The 16433-nt window shown below is 74.0% G+C and carries 14 protein-coding genes; 10 read left to right on the forward strand and 4 right to left on the reverse strand.

Annotated elements, in window-relative coordinates; all coding sequences use genetic code 11:
• Positions 1–5 precede the first annotated feature (5 nt).
• Entirely contained in the window at positions 6–1046 is a 1041-nt protein-coding gene (locus tag QUY26_RS03555) for a formylglycine-generating enzyme family protein (RefSeq protein WP_436840257.1), read from the forward strand.
• A gap of 106 nt (positions 1047–1152) precedes the next feature.
• On the opposite strand, the gene QUY26_RS03560 is transcribed toward QUY26_RS03555, so the two are convergent.
• Both QUY26_RS03560 and QUY26_RS03565 read right to left on the reverse strand, forming a co-directional pair.
• Positions 1153–2043: a glycoside hydrolase family 19 protein gene (locus QUY26_RS03560; protein WP_289943626.1), complete on the reverse strand. Its 891-nt coding sequence runs from the start codon at positions 2041–2043 to the stop codon at positions 1153–1155.
• A 399-nt stretch (positions 2044–2442) separates the two neighbouring features.
• Positions 2443–3045 carry a TetR/AcrR family transcriptional regulator gene (locus QUY26_RS03565; RefSeq protein WP_289943627.1) on the reverse strand — a complete coding sequence of 201 codons (603 nt, stop codon included), beginning with the start codon at positions 3043–3045 and terminating at the stop codon, positions 2443–2445.
• A gap of 129 nt (positions 3046–3174) precedes the next feature.
• On the opposite strand from QUY26_RS03565, the gene QUY26_RS03570 reads away from it, so the two are divergent.
• Entirely contained in the window at positions 3175–4650 is a 1476-nt protein-coding gene (locus tag QUY26_RS03570) for an amidase (protein ID WP_289943628.1), read from the forward strand.
• Positions 4651–4789: 139 nt separating this feature from the next.
• On the opposite strand, the gene QUY26_RS03575 is transcribed toward QUY26_RS03570, so the two are convergent.
• On the reverse strand, positions 4790–5941 hold the full coding sequence (locus tag QUY26_RS03575; RefSeq protein ID WP_289943629.1) for a hypothetical protein: 1152 nt from the start codon (positions 5939–5941) through the stop codon (positions 4790–4792).
• 326 nt (positions 5942–6267) lie between these two features.
• Between QUY26_RS03575 and QUY26_RS03580 the strand changes: the two genes are divergently transcribed.
• The 3 genes from QUY26_RS03580 (at position 6268) to QUY26_RS03590 (ending at position 8836) form a co-directional block, all read left to right on the forward strand.
• Positions 6268–7014: a DUF1838 family protein gene (locus QUY26_RS03580; protein ID WP_289943630.1), complete on the forward strand. Its 747-nt coding sequence runs from the start codon at positions 6268–6270 to the stop codon at positions 7012–7014.
• Between the two features lie 90 nt (positions 7015–7104).
• Positions 7105–7752 carry a dihydrofolate reductase family protein gene (locus tag QUY26_RS03585; RefSeq protein ID WP_289943631.1) on the forward strand — a complete coding sequence of 216 codons (648 nt, stop codon included), beginning with the start codon at positions 7105–7107 and terminating at the stop codon, positions 7750–7752.
• A gap of 37 nt (positions 7753–7789) precedes the next feature.
• Positions 7790–8836 carry a methyltransferase gene (locus QUY26_RS03590; protein WP_289943632.1) on the forward strand — a complete coding sequence of 349 codons (1047 nt, stop codon included), beginning with the start codon at positions 7790–7792 and terminating at the stop codon, positions 8834–8836.
• Between the two features lie 102 nt (positions 8837–8938).
• Here QUY26_RS03590 and QUY26_RS03595 read toward each other — a convergent pair whose 3' ends face one another.
• Complete coding sequence (locus QUY26_RS03595) at positions 8939–9841, reverse strand: alpha/beta fold hydrolase (protein ID WP_289943633.1); 903 nt, start codon at positions 9839–9841, stop codon at positions 8939–8941.
• Positions 9842–9960: 119 nt separating this feature from the next.
• Here QUY26_RS03595 and QUY26_RS03600 point away from each other — a divergent pair, with 119 nt between their 5' ends.
• From QUY26_RS03600 to QUY26_RS03620, 5 genes are all read left to right on the forward strand, one after another.
• Entirely contained in the window at positions 9961–10593 is a 633-nt protein-coding gene (locus QUY26_RS03600; protein ID WP_289943634.1) for a TetR family transcriptional regulator, read from the forward strand.
• A 176-nt stretch (positions 10594–10769) separates the two neighbouring features.
• Entirely contained in the window at positions 10770–11381 is a 612-nt protein-coding gene (locus tag QUY26_RS03605; protein ID WP_289943635.1) for a hypothetical protein, read from the forward strand.
• Between the two features lie 118 nt (positions 11382–11499).
• Positions 11500–14877, forward strand: a complete 3378-nt coding sequence (locus QUY26_RS03610) for a CHAT domain-containing protein (protein WP_289943636.1) — start codon at positions 11500–11502, stop codon at positions 14875–14877.
• The gene (locus QUY26_RS03615; RefSeq protein ID WP_289943637.1) at positions 14874–15563 is read left to right on the forward strand and encodes a hypothetical protein; all 690 of its coding nucleotides are present in this window, start codon (positions 14874–14876) and stop codon (positions 15561–15563) included. The genes QUY26_RS03610 and QUY26_RS03615 overlap by 4 nt, the downstream gene beginning before the upstream one ends.
• Positions 15563–16240, forward strand: coding sequence for an RES family NAD+ phosphorylase (locus tag QUY26_RS03620; protein WP_289943638.1), 678 nt, complete (start codon positions 15563–15565; stop codon positions 16238–16240). Before QUY26_RS03615 ends, QUY26_RS03620 begins: the two co-directional genes overlap by 1 nt.
• Positions 16241–16433: the final 193 nt, after the last annotated feature.

Consider the following 16433-nt stretch of genomic DNA (forward strand, 5'->3'; position numbering starts at 1 on the left):
ACCCCATGTCTGCCCCGGAGCCGCGTCCCCGCAGGTGCTGCGCCCCGCGGGGTGCCGCCGCACTCGGCGACGCCGCCGCCTTGCTCCACGCACCCGCCGCCCCACTGCCCACCCCTTCCGTGACCGTCCCCTCCGTGACCGCCCCCTCTTTGGCCGCCCCCGACGTGGACCGCATGGTCACCCTGCCGGGAGGCGAGTTCCTGATGGGGGCGGACGACGCCGAGGGATTCCCGGAGGACGGTGAGGGGCCGGTGCGTCCGGTCCGCGTGGACGCCTTCCAGATGGACGTGTACGCCGTGCGCAACGACGACTTCGCGGCCTTCGCCTCGGCGACCGGGTACGTCACCGACGCCGAGCGGATCGGCTGGTCGTACGTCTTCGCGGGCTTCCTCCGCGCCGAGCTGCGCCGCGTCTCGCCGCGGCCCGAGCACACCCCGTGGTGGTGCGGGGTCGAGGGCGCGAGCTGGCGCGCGCCGGAGGGGCCGGGCAGTTCGGCCGAAGGGCGCGGTGACCACCCGGTCGTGCACGCGTCCTGGAACGACGCGCGGGCCTACGCGCGGTGGGCGGGCAAGCGGCTGCCGACCGAGGCCGAGTGGGAGTACGCGGCTCGGGGCGGCCTGGAGCAGCGGCGCTATCCCTGGGGCGACGAACTCGACCCGGGTGGGGAGCACCGCTGCAACATCTGGCGCGGCACCTTCCCCACGAAGAACACCGCCGCCGACGGCTACCGCGGCACGGCGCCCGTCGACGCCTTCGAACCCAACGGCTTCGGCCTGTACAACATGTCGGGCAACGTCTGGGAGTGGTGCGCCGACTGGTGGTCCACCGACCACGCCACCGCGCGCCCCGCCCACAACCCCCAGGGTCCGCCCACCGGCTCCGTCAAGGTCGTGCGCGGCGGTTCCCACATGTGCCACGACTCGTACTGCGACCGCTACCGGGTCGCCGCCCGCACGGCGGACGCCGTCGACGGCGGGGGCGGCCACACGGGCTTCCGCTGCGCGCGGTCCGTCGACGACGGCGCGGGCGGCGGCCGCACGGCCTGAGCGCCGACGCGTGTGCCGGGCGGGCCCATGGGGTCGGGCCCGCCCGGCGAGGGACCCCGCGCGCGGGGACGGATCGCGCGGCGGGGGCGTCAGCAGCGCGCAGGCGTCAGCAGCTCAGGTTGGAGCCCGGCGTCGTCCCGAGGATCTGCGTGAAGGCCTTGTACTTGTCGATGCGGCTCTGCACCTGGGCGGGGTTGCCGCCGTTGCACTCCAGAGCGCCGTTGATGGAGCGGATGGTCTCGCCGAATCCGGCGCCGTTGACCATGGCGTTGTGGGGCGTCATGGTGCCGGGGCCGTTCTGGGTGTTCCAGTACCAAAGGCCCGTCTTCCAGGCGATGGCAGGGTTCTGCTCCACCAGGTACGGGTTGTTGAGGAGGTCGATGCCGAGGGCGTCGCCCGCGGCCTTGTAGTTGAAGTTCCAGCTGAGCTGGATGGGGCCGCGGCCGTAGTAGGCGGCCTGCCCGGCCGGACAGCCGTAGGGCTGGGTCTTGTCGCAGTAGTGCGGGTAGTTCGCCTGGTTCTGCTCGACGATGTGCACGAGACCGCCGGTCTCGTGGTTGACGTTGGCGAGGAACGCCGCCGCCTCCTGCTTCCGGACGGTCTCGCTGCCGGTCTTCGTGAAGCCCGGGTAGGCACCGAGCGCGTCGGTCAGGCCCTTGTACGTGTAGAAGGGATTCCGGTTCGGGAACATCTTGTTGAACTGCGCCTCACTGACGATGAAGCCGGACGGATCGGGGTTGCCCGGGTCCGTCCCACCACCACAGGCACCCTGGTCCGCCCACACATCGGAGCGGCCCGGAGTCTCGTTCTGCGTCCACCACTTGGCGGTCCAGTTCCGCCCGTTGTACGAGGCCGACTTGCCGCCCGTGTACACGGACGAGGAGTTCCACGGCGCGGCGCACTCGGCGGCGGACGCCGTGGCGGCGCCCGGACCCAGGACGATCAACGCGCCGATCGTGGCCACCGCGGCCAAGAAGCTGGTGATGCGTCTGATCATGCCAACTCTCCTTACGGGCAGGGCGGAAGGTGTCCCCCGCCCCGCCATCGGGGGTGCCGCGACTCAAGCGAAAATGGTCTGGACCTGTCAAGGTCTAGACCAAACTGAGGGGAAAATTCACGGAAACCGTCCAGCATGCGGACCGAGGGCGGGGCAGCGGAGGCGAGTGGCGGCGGGGTGCGCCAACCCACTCCGCACCAGAGGCAGTTACCTCGCCCGGCAGCACCCGGCCCCCGTCGGGCTCAGCCCTCCACCAGCCGTTGCTGCACGGGCTTCGCACAGTCGCGGGAGGCAGCCGAAAGGCGGGCGAACCGGACCAGCAGACGGTTCTCGGCGCGGGTGAACGGATCCGAGGTGAAGACGCGGCACCCCGCACCGAGCCCCGCGCCGAGCCCCCGCTCAGCCCCCGTGCCAGGCGATCACCGAGTCCACGAACGCGACCACCCGTTCGCCGACGCGGTCCACGCTGCCGTTCTGCACGCTGACCTGGGCCCCCTCCAGTGCGAAGGTGATCTCGGCGGCGGCTCCCTCGGGATCGGCGAGGCCGGCCGCGACGCACATCGCGGTGAGGCGGCGCAGTTGTCGCGCCTTGTGGGCCTCGATCACCTGGCGCGCCGGGTGCGACGGGTCGGGCAGTTCGGCGAGGGAGTTGACGAAGGGGCAGCCGCGGTGGGAGATCGACGACAGCCCGTCGGCGACGAACGCGGCGACGCCCCTGATCTGCGCCCGGGGGTCGTCCCGCCACCGCTCCTCGATGCGATCGAAGGCGTCGGCGTACTCGGCGGCGACGATGAGCAGCCACTCCGCCACGAGTGCGTCCTTGGTGCCGAAGTGGCGGTACAGGGCGGCCTTCGTGGTCCCGGCCCGGTCCGCGACGGCCTGCACGCCGACCCCCCTGATCCCCTCGGAGTGGAACAGCTCCTCGGCCGCGTCGAGGATGCGCTCGCGGGGCGGCAGCTTGGCCACCCGCTCCGCCCGGCCCGGCCGCACCGTGTCCGTCATGCCCCGTCCTTCCGCGCCGCTTCCGGCCGCTGAGGCCGCACCACCCCATGCTACGGTACCGAGCAGTTCCAGGTGATACCGATCGGTATTGGATGGGACTCAACGGTTCCACAGGGCGGAGGGGTTCGCATGAAGCTGTCGGAGTACGTGACGCATGACGCCGTCGGGCTTGCCGAGTTGGTCGCCCGGGGCGAGGTGACCGGCGCCGAGTTGCAGAGCGTCGCGCTGGAGGCGGTCGCCGCCGTCAATCCGCTGATCAACGCGGTGGTGGAGACCTGGGAGGCCGAGGGGGGCGAGGCTTCCGCCGCGAGGACGCCCGCGTCCGGGCGCGCGCCCGCCGGGGCTCCGCTGGCCGAAGTCCCCTTCCTGCTCAAGGACCTGGGCGTCACCATGGCCGGGAAGCGCACGGAGCTGGGCAGCCGGCTCGCCGAGGGCAACGTCGCCGCCGCGGACTCGTACCTGATGCGGCGCTTCCGCGCGGCCGACCTCGCGACCTTCGGCCGCACCACGACCCCGGAGTTCGCCTACGGCATCACCACCGAGGCCGTCCTGTACGGGCCGACCCGCAACCCCTGGGACCTCGACCGCTCGACGGGCGGCTCGAGCGGCGGCTCGGCGGCCGCCGTCGCCGCGGGCATCGTGCCGGTCGCGCACGCCACGGACGCGGCCGGCTCGATCCGTGTCCCGGCCGCGAGCACCGGCCTTTTCGGTCTGAAGCCGACCCGGGGCCGGGTGTCCATGGGCCCCGACGTCGACGAGATCTTCAACGGCCTCGCCGTCCAGGGCTGCGTGAGCCGTACGGTGCGCGACAGCGCGGCGCTGCTGGACGCGATCAGGGGCCCGGAGAGCGGCGACCCGTACTTCGCCGCCGAGCCCGAGCGCCCCTACAGCGAGGAGGTCACCCGCGACCCGGGCCGCCTCCGGGTGGGCGTCATCGCCCAGGGCGACGGCCGCCGCAGCACCGCGGCCCCGGTGCTCAGCGCCGTGTCCCGCACCGCGGAGCTCCTCACCTCGCTCGGCCACCACGTCGAGGAGGCCACCCTGGACACCGGCGTGCGCTGGGAGGAGTTCGTCCTGGCCAACGCCCGGCTGTGGACCGCCAACCTGGCCGCCTGGGTCGACTCCGTGGCCGCCGCCTCCGGCCGGCCCGTCGACCTGTCCACCGTCCAGCCCGAGACGCTCGCCAGCCACGCCTGGGGCCGCCGGGTCTCCGGCGCGGACTTCGTCGGCGCGCTCGGCGTGCGCAACACCGTCGCCCGCGCCGTCGGCCGCCGCTTCGACCGGTACGACGTGCTGCTCACTCCGACGCTCCCCGAACTGCCGCCGCGCCTGGGTGTGTTCGCCGAGGGCGTCGAGGACCTGGACGGCCTCGGCTGGATCGACCGGCTCTTCGACCGCTCCCCCTTCACCGTGGCCTTCAACGTCGCCGGGACCCCCGCCATGTCCGTCCCCCTGGCGGCCGACCCCGCCACGGGTCTGCCCATCGGCCTGCAGTTCGCCGCCGCCTACGGCCGCGAGGACACCCTGTTCCGGCTCGCCTCCCAACTCGAACGAGCCGCCCCCTGGTCCGGCCGCACCCCCGCCGTCCGGGCCGGCTCGGTCTGACAGGGCCGCTCGAACACCACACGGGGCCATCCCCCGTCGCCGCCGGTGCGGCCGTCGCACTCCCGCTCGTGACGGGAGCGAACGCGCCCTGACACCGGCCGCCCCCGGCACCGGCCGCCCCTCAACCGGGCCGCAGGCCCTACTTCTTCGGCTCCCGGAAGCGACCGAACGCCTTCGAGAGGGCCTTCAGCGGCGAGCCGTCGCCCTTGGCGGCCCCGTCCCCGGGCGGCCGGACCGTGCCGTCGCCGCCGGTGACCTCGGCGAGAGCGGCCTGGGCCGCCTCGGCCGCCTCGCGGTACAGGTCGCGGGACTTCGTCATGGCGTCGAGCGCCTCGGCGTACTTGGTGACCATGCCCTGGGCATGCACCAGCTCCTCGTCCGGGGTGAGCAGGTGCCAGCCCCGGCGCAGCCGCGTCAGGGCCTGCTCGGCCTCGGCGGGCAGGGGGCGCGGCAGGGCGGCGAACTCCTGGATCCGGTCGAGGAGTTCGGTGGGCTCCGAGCCGTCGAGGAAGACGCTGCGCACCGTGAAGCGGTCCGCGTCGTAGTCGGCGCTCGGCGGCTCCATGGCCAGGACGACGGCGCCGCCACGCGGCATCCGCACGCCCAGCTCCCGCTTCATCGCGAAGTCGGCGATCTGCGCCTGCTCCGGCCTGCCCCGGTGCTCGATCACCCGGTGCCGCAGGCCGGGCGGCAGGAACCTCGCGATCGGCTGCTGGCCCACGGCGTCCGGCGTCATCGCCTCGTGCACCACGACGTGGACGAACCAGCTCTGCCGCGTGCAGTCGCGCAGTCGGCGGCGCAGCTCGTCGTCGTCCTTGGGCAGGTGGTTCGCCGCCCGCAGGCGCACGTCGGGCACCACGTCGTGGTCCCAGGGGACCTGCTCGCTGTCGGGCCAGAACATGGTGGCGGGCGAGGGCCAGCGCACGTCCCACGTGCGGTCGGCCTCGGCGGCGAGGATCCAGGTGACGCCGTCGCCGTCCTTGCGGCGGCTCTCCGGGTCGTACGTGGTGAGCTGGGCGCGGACCGTGACGTCGTCGTCCACGCGCCAGCGGGCCTCGAAGAGCCGGCGGGCGAGGGGGCCGGGGTCGGCGGACTCGTCCCGGGGGTGCAGCACGGTGGCGCGGGCCGCCTCGGCGGGTTCGAGGTCCAGGAAGTCGTCGAGCACCCCGGCCGCCTTGAGGGCGATCAGGTTGCGCCGGACGTCCTGCTCGGGCTCGGGCCCGAGGTGGCGCCCGCGCCCCAGCCACGCGGTGTCGGGGGCAGTGGTCGATGAGGTGGTGTTTTTGGCCATGGAATCGTTCTGTGGGTGATCGGGGCCCGATCAGTATGGTCCGTGAACGCTTGAGTCTCCCAGGTCAGAACCCTTCCACCCCGAGGGGATCGGCAACTGTCGACATCGGCTTCGAAGAGGTCACCTTCTCATGGAATCAGGGGGATTCGGAGGGTGCCCGGGGCCTTGGCCCGAAAACAGGCGCACGTGACACCGCCGGGTGGCAGGCGTCGGCGGAGGGCGCGCACTCCCGCGCGTGCGCCGTCGACTGTGGATCTTGCCGACTCTTTCCGGCCGATCACGCCCCGGTCGCGCCCGTCCGGCCGCGACCGCGCAGAGTGGTCCCCATGACCACTCCCGCAGAGCTGCTCCGTTCGTTCGCCCGCACCCGTGCCTCGCTCGACGGCGAGGAGGTCACCTACTGGTGGTCCGGGGACGTGTACAGCTGGGCGCCCGACGAGCCCTACCAGCGCGTGTTCGGTTTCGAGGGGCTCAACGTCGCCCGCCTGGTGCCGGACGCCGAGGCCGGTCCCGACGCGTATCGACTGCTCACCCGCGAGGCGGCCTTCTTCCTCGACCCCGGCACCCGCGAGATCCTGGAGACGTGGCAGGGCCTGCCGGTGGTGCACATCTGGAACGACCCGGCGAACCAGAGGTGGCGCCCCTTCCCGATACCGACGACCGAGCTCGGCGGCCAGGTCTGCTTCAGCCTGGAGATCCCGCTGTCCTACCCCTCGCCCCTGCCGGTGGCCCAGTACCCCGTGCACTCGGCAGGTGACACGTACAAGGCCCTCGAACTCTTCCAGTTCTTCGCCGACCGCGCCGACCTCGCGGGTCCCGCGCCCAGTATCCCGGCCACCATGTCGTGGACACGGATGTCCCCGTGGATGCCCTGGATGGCCCGCGGCCGGCGGCCGGGCGGTCTCACCTTCCACTGCCGGGGCCGCAAGCTCGCCTCGTACACCGAGGTCCCCCGGCGCACCCGGGACTACGTCGCCGACCACCGGCCGGCGTTCGCGCACGCGCCGCGGGAGTGGAGCGAGCCCAACGAGACCAGTTGGACGTACTTCCGGAAGCTCAACCCGCCGAAGTAGCCGTCGCGTCCCCGCGCCTCGCCGGGGCGACGCCGGGCTGCGCCGACCATGGGACCGACCGACCGCAGAACTGGAAGGGAATCGTCCGCCATGTCACTCGTCCGCGTCCAACACGTCTCCCTCTCGCTCGACGGCTTCGCGACCGGGGAGGGCCGGAGTCTCGAAGCGCCGTTCGGCCACGCCGGGGAACGGCTGCACGACTGGATGTTCGCCACCCGGTGGGGTCGCGAGATGCTGGGCCGGACGGGCGGCTCGGGCGGTGTCGACGACGCCCTCGTGCGCCTCTTCGCTCCCGGGGTCGGCGCCGAGATCATGGGGGCGGGGAAGTTCGGGTACCCCGGCTGGCACGACGATCCGGAGTGGAAGGGCTGGTGGGGTGCCAACCCGCCGTTCCACACGCCGGTCTTCGTCCTCACCCATCAGCCGCGGCCGTCGATCGAGATGGAGGGCGGCACGACGTTCCACTTCATCGACGCCTCGCCCGCCGAGGCCCTGGCGACGGCCCGGGAGGCCGCGGGCGGCCTGGACGTGCGCCTCGGCGGCGGCCCCAGCATGATCCGCGACTTCCTCGCCGCCGGGCTCGTCGACCACCTGCACCTCGTGGTGGTCCCGATCCTGCTCGGCCGGGGCGTGCGCCTCTGGGACGACCTCGAGGGCCTGGAGAAGGACTACGACGTCGAGGCCGTCTCCACCCCCAGCGGAGTCACACACCTGATGTTCACCCGCGCGAGCCGGTGAATCGCGGCGGTCGTGCGGGTCGGGTACAGATGTGATCATGAACGCGACCAGCGCATCCCTCTCCGGCACGACCGCGCGCGCCCCCGCCGTCGCCATGCTGCGGCTGCTCGGCGGGTTCCAGATCTCCCAGGCCCTGTACGTCACGGCCCGCGCCGGGGTCGCCGACGAGTTGGCCGCCGGGCCGCGGCCGGTCGGCGCGGTGGCCGAGGCCACCGGGCTCCGGCCCGACCTGCTGCGCCGCCTGCTGCGGAGCCTCGCCGCCGAGCGGGTCTTCGCGTACGACGAGGAACGGGACTCCGTGGCCCTCGGGCCGCTCGGGCACACCCTGCGCGGCGGCACCGACGAGTCCGTCCGCGAGGTCGCCCTGATGTGGATGGAGACCCACTACCGGCCCTTCGGCCGACTGTGGTCCACCCTGCACGACGGGGTGCCCGCCGCCGAGCGGGAGTTGGGCAGGCCGTTCTTCGACTGGCTCGGCGAGGACCCGGACCGGGTCGCGGGGTTCAGCGCCGCCATGGCCGACTTGATGCGCGCCGTCCGCCGGGACGCGATCGACGCCCTCGACCTGACCGGCGTCCGCCACCTGGTCGACATCGGCGGAGCCGACGGAACGTGCCTGGCCGCCCTGGCGGGCCGCCACCCGTGGCTGCGCGGCACCGTCTTCGACCTGCCTCATGTCGTACCGGCCGCGCACGACACGCTCAGGAGGGCCGGAGTCGCCGACCGGGTCGACACCCGGGGCGGCGACTTCTTCCAGGCCGTACCGGAGGGCGCCGACGCGTATCTCGCCTGCTTCGTCCTCCACGACTGGAACGACGAGCAGAGCACCCGCATCCTGGAGCGCGTCCACGAGGCGGCGGCGCCCGGTGCCCGGCTCCTCCTTGTCGAGACCGTCCTCGGCCGCGGTCCCGCACCCGAGATCGCGACCATGCTGGACCTGACGATGATGGGCATCGTCGACGGGCGCGAGCGCACCCTCGAGGACTGGCGTTCGCTGCTCGCGGGCGCCGGGTTCCGGCTGACCCGGGCCGTCGAGACGGCGAGCCCCATGTGTGTCGTCGAGGCGGTCAGGACGGATCGCTGACACGTGTCGGCTCCCGCATCGGCGTGTGGCCTCGCCCCGGCCGGGCCGCAGGGCCGACTGGCTGCGCACGCCTCACGATGAGCGCGTCAGGAAGTGCGCGGCTCACGGTGAGCGCGTCAGGAAGGCGCCGAGCGCGGTGATCAGCGCGGCCGGGTCGTCCTCCTGCACGTTGTGCCCCGCGTCCGGCACCACGACGAGTTCACCGTCGGGCACGCGTTCGACGAGGCGCTCGGCGGCGGACTGCGGGAGCACTCTGCTGCGCCCGCCGCGCACGAGGAGCACGGGCAGGCCCGTGAGCTGGGCCGCGAGACGGTCGGTTGCGGCGAGGATGGCGGGGAAGTCGGGCGGACGCGGATCGCCCTTCGGTACCCACGTGCCGCCGGGGGTGCGGCGGAAGAGGGCGCGCATGCGGTACGTGAGGCGTCCGCGGCCGGCTCGTGGGCTGACGCGCAGCGCGGCGTCCACCACGGTGTCGAGCTCGTCGACCGGGCCGAGTCCGGCCATGAAGGTCCGCATCCGCTCGGTGCTCTCGAAGTCGACGCCGGGTGCGACGTCGATCAGCGCCAGGCGCGCGACACGGTCCGGGTGCGCGGCGGCGGCCCGGGCGGCGACCACACCGCCGAGCGACATGCCGACGAGGCGCACCCGGTCGAGGCCGAGGTGGTCGGCCGCGGCGATCACGTCCTCCGCCATCGTGTCGACGCGGTAGTCGTCGGACCAGTCGCTGTCGCCGTGGCCGCGCAGGTCGAGGGCGACGAGGCGCGCGGTCCCGCGCAGACCGAGGCAGACGAAGTCCCAGGTCCGCGCGGTCAGTCCGCCGCCGTGCAGGAGCAGCACCGCCGGGCCCCCGCCGCCCCAGTCGAATCCGTGCAGCCGACAGCCCGCGCGGGACCAGGAGATGTCGCGCGGCGGCGCCGGATCGTGGATCCGCACGCCCAGCGACGCGGCCAGTTCGGCCATCTCGGCTGTCTCGGCCATCCCGACTGCCTCATCCGTCTCGGTCATCTCGGTCACCGAAGGGACCGAGGTCCGTCCGTCCACAGCGACACCCCCTCGCCCGCGCCACTTACCTTGACGCCTCAAGGTAAGCCGCTTGCCTTGAGGCGTCAAGGTAAGCTGGTGAGGTGGCTACCCGTAGACGACGTACACCCGACGAGGCCAAGCAGCTGATCCTGGAGGCCGCGGGTGAACTGCTCGCCGCGGGCGGCCCGGCAGCCGTGCAGGTGCGGGCCGTGGCCGCCGCGGTCGGGGTGTCCGACGCCGCCGTCAACCATCACTTCGGCACCCGCGAGCACTTGCTGTCCGCGCTCCTTCGCTTCGGCGGCAGGAAGCTCACGTCCGAGCTGCGCGCGGCCCTGGACTCCTGGACCGACGGGCCCGCCGACCCGGCCGGCCTGGTCCGGGCGCTGTCCGCGCCCTACGCCGACGGCTACGCCGAACTGGCCCTCGCGCTCCACCAGTCGGGCTGGCGGGACACCGGCAGCGGACTTCTCGACGAGATCGTGGACCGCCTCCACGCACAGGCACGGGTCGCCTGCGCCGACACCGGCCGCACTCCCCCGACACGTGAGAGCGTCCAGCTCACGATGGCCGCCCTCCATCAAGCCGTCGCGACGGAGCCCCTGTTCGGCGCCGAGTTCCGCAGGAGCGCGGGGCTGGACGCGGACGCGCGCGAGCGGACGCTGCGCTGGTGGACCGGAATCCTGCGCGCCACCCTCGCCGGAACGGACCCCGGGCCCTCCCGCCGGGACCGGTGACGACCGTCGCCGCCACGCGGGGCCGCCCCCGCGCACACCTCGCCGTGCGCGACCCTCGCCGCGCCTGACATCCGGGCGGGTACCGGGCGAAGGTCGGGTGGTCCTCGGTCGCGGGGTTCCCCGGGGCGGGCGGCCCCGGTTCGCTGGAGGTGGGCGGCGACGCGGGGGTGAGGGCGATGGACATCACGGGTGCGGGCGCGCCGATCGTGGCGATCGTCGGCGTACTGGGAACCCTCCTGTCGGCCCTGCTCACCCAGCGGGCGGCCGAGCGCAGCCGGCAGCGCGAGCAGGAACGGGCCGAGCGGACCCAGGCGTGGTCCCGGGAGACCGAGGCGCGACGCGCCTGTTGCATCGCGCTCAACACCGCTTCGCGGCAGTATCTGGCCGCCCTCACCGACCAGTCGCACGCCCTGGCCCGCGCGGAGGACCCACGCGCGGCACGACAACGCCTCACCGAGGCCCGGGACCTGCACCGGGACGTGTACGCGGAGGCCCAGATGCGACTGCCCGACCCGGTGCTCGCCCTCGCCGGCGAGGCCACCCGCGCGCTCGGCGCCCTCTACGGCAGGCTCCGGCGCCTGGACGACGGCGTACCCCGGCCGGGCGACTCGCTCGACGCCGCGCAGCGGGAGATCGACGCGCTGTGGGAGCGGCTGCGGGAGCTGCGCCGGGGCATGCGCGCCGACCTCGGAGCCTTCGGACCGTCCCCGCCGGGCGCCGCCAACGCGCCCGCACCCCATCGGGTCCGGGCCGGTCCGGGCGCGAACCGGGCGAGTTCCGGGCGTTGATCGGGCGTCGGACGGAAAGCTCGGCGATCGGGCTCCGCCAGGGCTGACATCTCGTCATCATGGAGTCCGCACAGGGCTTTTGAGATCTTCGGGACGTGACGGGACGTGAGGAGTGCCGGTGGGGGACGAAGAGGAGAGCGGTGGTGTCCAGGCCCTGCGAACCTGGGCCCGCGAGGCCGTCGAGCGGGCCAGGGCGCTGCTGCCGACGCCGGACAGGGCGGCTGTGGCCACGTCCGCCCACGACCGGTCGATCGCCGAACTCGACGCACTCTGCCCTCTGTTGGACCACGACCCGGAGCTGCGCGCCTCGGTGACCGTATGGCTCGGCGGCGCCCTCACCCTGCGGCACGCCGCCGGGGGCGGAGCGCCCGAGGACCGGGAGCGGGCGCACGCGCTGCTGCGGGACGCGCGGGATCCGGCGACGCCGGTGGGGGCGGCGGCACGCGTCGAGGACCGGCGGTGGGCCGCGCTGTTCCTGCTGACGCATGCGATGCCGTTGCAGGAGATGCTGGGCGGGCTCGCGCCGGAGCCGGACGCGACCGCCATGTTCGACATGATGATGCGGAAAGGGCCGAGCGGGATGGCCGCCTTCGCGGCGGAGATCCAGGAACTGGTGGCCGAGGCGGCCGCACTCCCGCTTCCCCAGGAGACCTTGACACAGCTTCGGCAGGTGCGTGACCTGCACGCCCAGCCCTCGGCCGCCGGGCTCACCGACCTGTTCACGAGCCTCGTACCCGACGACGGGCTCCCGGGCGGCGACAAGATGCGGCAGACCATGATGGACCTGCTGGCGACGATGACCGGCGGCGCGGGTCCGACGGCAGGACCGGGCACGGGCCCAGCGGCCGCACCGCGCACGGGCCCGACGGCCCCACCGGGCACTGCCGCCCCCGCCGACACGGAACCCAGCGCCACCCAGGACACCCGGGCCCCCGCCGGGGGCCCCGCCCCGGCCACGCACCCCACCCCCGACGCCATCCGTCGGACCCTCGCCGCCTGGCAGGCCGTCCAGACCACGTCCGTGGACTTCGTCAACCACGCCGGTGGCGGCGACCCGGCCGCCCTCAACCAGCAACTCGGGCGGCTGCGCGAGGCCCGGGACGGGCTGCCGGACGACATGCCGGACAAGGACGCCCTCGACGGGCTGATGGCGTTGCTGCTCGGTGTCAGCGAAGGCGCCGGCGGCACCCTTCAGGACCAGGCTCTCGGCCTGGGGCACACCCGGACCGTCACGGACTTCCTGCGGCGCGAGTCCCACAGCTCGAAACCCATGGCCGACCTCTTCCCGGTCATGGCCGACGCGATGGACCTGATGACCGGCATCCGCACCGCCGGGCAGGCCGACGACGTGGACCGGCTCCGCGCCCTGCTGGCCGAGGCCGAGGCGTTCGCCGACACCGTCCCCGCCGACCACGCCCTGCGCGCGGTGGCCGTTCTGTCCCGCGCCATGGCCCGCATGATGCTCGGCCGGTGCACCACGGACAGAGAACTGCTCCTGGGCGGCCTCACCGACCTCGACGAGGGCAGGACCGCCGCGGGCAACAGCGGGCTCCCGATCGGGGACGACGTACTCGCGGGCATCGCCCCCGACGCCGCGGCCATGCGTGCGTTCCTCAGCGGCGAAGGCACCGGCCTGCCGGAACGGGACGTGCCACCGCCGCAAGCGCCCGCCGACCAGGTGCACTCCGCCGCGACCCGCCTCGGCATCCGCTACGACTCCACCAAGGACCCGGCGGACCTCGACGCCCTCATCGCCACGCTGGAGCGGCTCCGCGAGCACGTCCGCCAGGGCCGGGCCCCGCGCGTCGCCGCCCAGTCCCTGTGGTGGCTCGCCGACTCCTACCGGGCCCGCTGGCACCGGGATCACAGCGAGTCCGACGCGAACGCCGTCACTGAGACGGCGAACGAAGCCATGGCCACTCTCGCGGCCGACGTCCTCCTCCAGCACGGCGCCGAACACCGGCTGGCGACCGCCCGCACCGGTGCGTCCCTCTGTCTGCGGGCCGCCCTGTGGGCCGCAGCGCACGAGCGGGTGTCCGACGCTCTGACCGCCCTGGAACTGGGCAGGGCGCTGGTGCTGCACGCGGCAGCCACCTCCCGGGCCGTACCGGACCTGCTCGCGGAGCGCGGGCACCCCGAACTCGCCGCCGCCTGGCGGGAGTCCGGCACCGTCGACGGCGCCGAGCTGCCCGCCGAGCTGCCGAGCACGCTGCGCCGCCAGGCCCTGGAGGCCCTGGGCTACCGGAAGGAGGGCGGGCTGCTCGCCGCCCCCACCCTGCGCGAACTGGCGGACGGCGTGGGCGAGGCGGGCGCGGACGCCCTCATCTATCTGGTGCCCGGCAGCGACGGCGAGGCGCCCGGCATGGTGCTGGCTGTGGGCCCCGGGATCGGCGTCGGCGTGGGCCCGCTGCCGACGCTCTCCGCGACACGGAGCGCCCCCCTGGAGCGGTACCTGGACGCGGCCGCGGCCCGCTCCCGAGACCACGCCGACCAGGAGGGGGAACGCGTCTGGGAGCAGGCCCTGGCCGACCTGTGCGACTGGGCGTACGAGGTGTTCGGCCAGATCCTGCCCGGCCTCATGGAACACCTCCCCCAGGACGCGGCCGGGCCCCGCACCCCCCGCCTGGTCCTGGTCCCCTGCGGCCGCCTCGGCATCGTCCCCTGGCATGCCGCCCGCTTCCCCGCGGACGCCCCGTACGACTACCTGTGCCAGGCCGCGGTGATCAGCTACGCCGCTTCCGGCGGCCAGTTCCTGCGTACGGCGAAGCGCGCGCCGCGCGACCCGGTCTCCGCCCCCGCGCTGGTGGCCGACCCGAGCATCTCGCTGACGTACGCCGAGCTGGAGGTCCTGGGGCTGCGCCAGGCCTTCTACCCGGGGGCGCGGCTGTACGGCGAGTTCGCCACGTTCCCGCCCGACTCGGTGCCGGCGGGCACCCCCGACCAGCTGCTCGCCCTGCTGGGCCAGGACCACTCGATGGTCCATCTGGCCACGCACGGCATGGCGGGCACACGACCGACGGAGTCGGCTCTGCACCTGGCCCCGGGCGGGCCCGGCGAGGACGTCGGACGGCTCACCGTGACGCGCCTCCTCGACCGGCCGCAGTCCGTCGGACAGGACGCTCCGGACGGCCCGTTGATCGTCCTGAGTGCCTGCGAGACCGACCTGAGCACCCGCGACCACGACGAGGCCCTGACGCTCACGACGGCGTTCGTCTCGGGCGGCGCCCGCGATGTCGTGGGGTCGCGGTGGACCGCGCGGGACGGCGCTTCGATGCTCCTGATGACGGTGTTCCACCACCATGTGCGGGCCGGGCTCAGCCCGGTCGACGCGCTGCGGGCCGCGCAGCTGTGGATGCTCGACCCGCGGCGGCAGGATCCGGGCTGCCTGAGCGCCGAGCTGCGCGGGGACGTCCACCGCACCGACCTGCAACGGCCCGCCGTCTGGGCCGCGTTCATCCATCAGGGCCACCCCGGCCGGGGAGAGGGGAGCGCATGAACCAGAAGGAGGACGGCGGGGCCGAGGTGCTCGGCCTCGTCGACGAACACCTGGACAGCGTCCGCGAGCGGTTGACCGACGCGCAGTACGAGCTGCTGCTCACCCGCCTGCGCGCACTCGCCGACACCCCTGGGGGCGACGCCAGGGCCGTGCTCCGGGCCTTCCAGGCCGTGCGTCTGTGCCTGGTGCCGCTGCCGTTCGACCATCCGGTCCGCGAGGCCCTGGACGCCGTCCGGTTCGCCGGAGCGGCACCGGTCGGCCACCTCGCCGTCCTGCGGACGCAGATGCTGCTCGCCCGGATCACGGCCGACCCGGATCCGCCCCCCGAGACCTCGGCCGTCATCGCCGCCGTCGAGGACCGGCTGCTGCGCGCGCCCGCCCTGTCGGCCACCGAGGTCCGCACCCGGTACCGCGGCGCGGCGCCGCCCGCCGAGCTGATCCGGCTCGCCGACCCCGATCTCGGCGACCGCTACCCGGAGTTCCAGTTCGAGCCCGGCGGCCCGCCGTACGAGGTCGTCCTCGAGGTCAACCGGGTCCTGCTCGCCGACGCCGATCCGTGGGGCGCCGCCGACTGGTGGCTGAGCGGCAACCCCTGGCTCGGCGGAGGCCCGCCCGCGGACCTCCTCGGCGTCCGCCCCGACCGCGAACTCGTGGGCGCGGCCGTGGCGTTGGTGGAGGGGGCCTGATGCACGACGCGACCGTCCCGCCCTCCGCGTACCGCTTCCAGCCGCACTGGGAGGTGCTGCCCGCGGGTTCCCACCTGTGGCGGATGCACTCGTCCCGGTACGCGGCCGGGCAGTTCAAGCCGTTCGACGCGCACGACCGCGCGCCCGGCCGCTTCCACGGCACACCGGAGGACCCCTACCCCTGCCTCTATGCCGCGACGGACCCCGAGACCGCGCTCGCCGAGACGCTGCTGCGCTCCGTCCCGTTCGACCGGGAGACCAGCATGCGCCTGATCCCCTGGGCGGCGGTGCGCGGCAAGTCACTGAACGCGGTGCGGACCCGGTGCGAGCTGAGGCTGGTCTCGCTGTGTTCCGGGGCGGCCCTCGCCGCCGTCTGCCAGGACCACCTCCTGCTGGAGAGCGAGGGGCCGGAGCACTACGCGGGCACACGGCTCTGGGCACGGGAGATCCGGGCTCAGGTGCCCGACGCCATGGGCATGGTGTGGGGTTCGCGACGCAATCCGTCGCAGCGGGCCCTGGTGCTCTTCGGTGACCGCGTCGCGGACCTCGCGGACGGTCCCCTGGCGGCGCTTCCGCATCGCGGCATCCCTGACCTCGGCTCCCCTGGCGGCATCAAGGAGGCCAACCAGCTCCTCGAACCCCTGCGTTCGGCGATCAAGGAGCCGCTGCGCCGCTGATCCGGGCGCCCGGTCCGGCGCCCGGCCAGGACCCGACCGGGACGCGACCAGTCCGCGCCCGGCCGGTCCGCTTCACTGAAGAGGCGGGTCGCCCGGGGACAACATCGGGGGAGCCTCCCCGGGCGGCCCGCTCCCCCACGGGCCGCCACCGAGCATCTCCGTGGCGCCAATTCACGGAAGGAACAGGCATGTT

Source organism: Streptomyces flavofungini (genome assembly GCF_030388665.1).
GTDB classification, from domain to species: domain Bacteria; phylum Actinomycetota; class Actinomycetes; order Streptomycetales; family Streptomycetaceae; genus Streptomyces; species Streptomyces flavofungini_A.

What these genes read in the sequence shown, in the direction of transcription:
- QUY26_RS03615 (WP_289943637.1), top strand. Translation starts at nt 14,874, where the DNA reads ATGAACCAGAAGGAGGACGGCGGGGCCGAGGTGCTCGGCCTCGTCGAC.
- QUY26_RS03570 (WP_289943628.1), top strand. Translation starts at nt 3,175, where the DNA reads ATGAAGCTGTCGGAGTACGTGACGCATGACGCCGTCGGGCTTGCCGAG.
- QUY26_RS03585 (WP_289943631.1), top strand. Translation starts at nt 7,105, where the DNA reads ATGTCACTCGTCCGCGTCCAACACGTCTCCCTCTCGCTCGACGGCTTC.
- QUY26_RS03575 (WP_289943629.1), bottom strand. Translation starts at nt 5,941, where the DNA reads ATGGCCAAAAACACCACCTCATCGACCACTGCCCCCGACACCGCGTGG.
- QUY26_RS03605 (WP_289943635.1), top strand. Translation starts at nt 10,770, where the DNA reads ATGGACATCACGGGTGCGGGCGCGCCGATCGTGGCGATCGTCGGCGTA.
- QUY26_RS03555 (WP_436840257.1), top strand. Translation starts at nt 6, where the DNA reads ATGTCTGCCCCGGAGCCGCGTCCCCGCAGGTGCTGCGCCCCGCGGGGT.
- QUY26_RS03595 (WP_289943633.1), bottom strand. Translation starts at nt 9,841, where the DNA reads ATGACCGAGACGGATGAGGCAGTCGGGATGGCCGAGACAGCCGAGATG.
- QUY26_RS03565 (WP_289943627.1), bottom strand. Translation starts at nt 3,045, where the DNA reads ATGACGGACACGGTGCGGCCGGGCCGGGCGGAGCGGGTGGCCAAGCTG.
- QUY26_RS03580 (WP_289943630.1), top strand. Translation starts at nt 6,268, where the DNA reads ATGACCACTCCCGCAGAGCTGCTCCGTTCGTTCGCCCGCACCCGTGCC.
- QUY26_RS03620 (WP_289943638.1), top strand. Translation starts at nt 15,563, where the DNA reads ATGCACGACGCGACCGTCCCGCCCTCCGCGTACCGCTTCCAGCCGCAC.
- QUY26_RS03560 (WP_289943626.1), bottom strand. Translation starts at nt 2,043, where the DNA reads ATGATCAGACGCATCACCAGCTTCTTGGCCGCGGTGGCCACGATCGGC.
- QUY26_RS03590 (WP_289943632.1), top strand. Translation starts at nt 7,790, where the DNA reads ATGAACGCGACCAGCGCATCCCTCTCCGGCACGACCGCGCGCGCCCCC.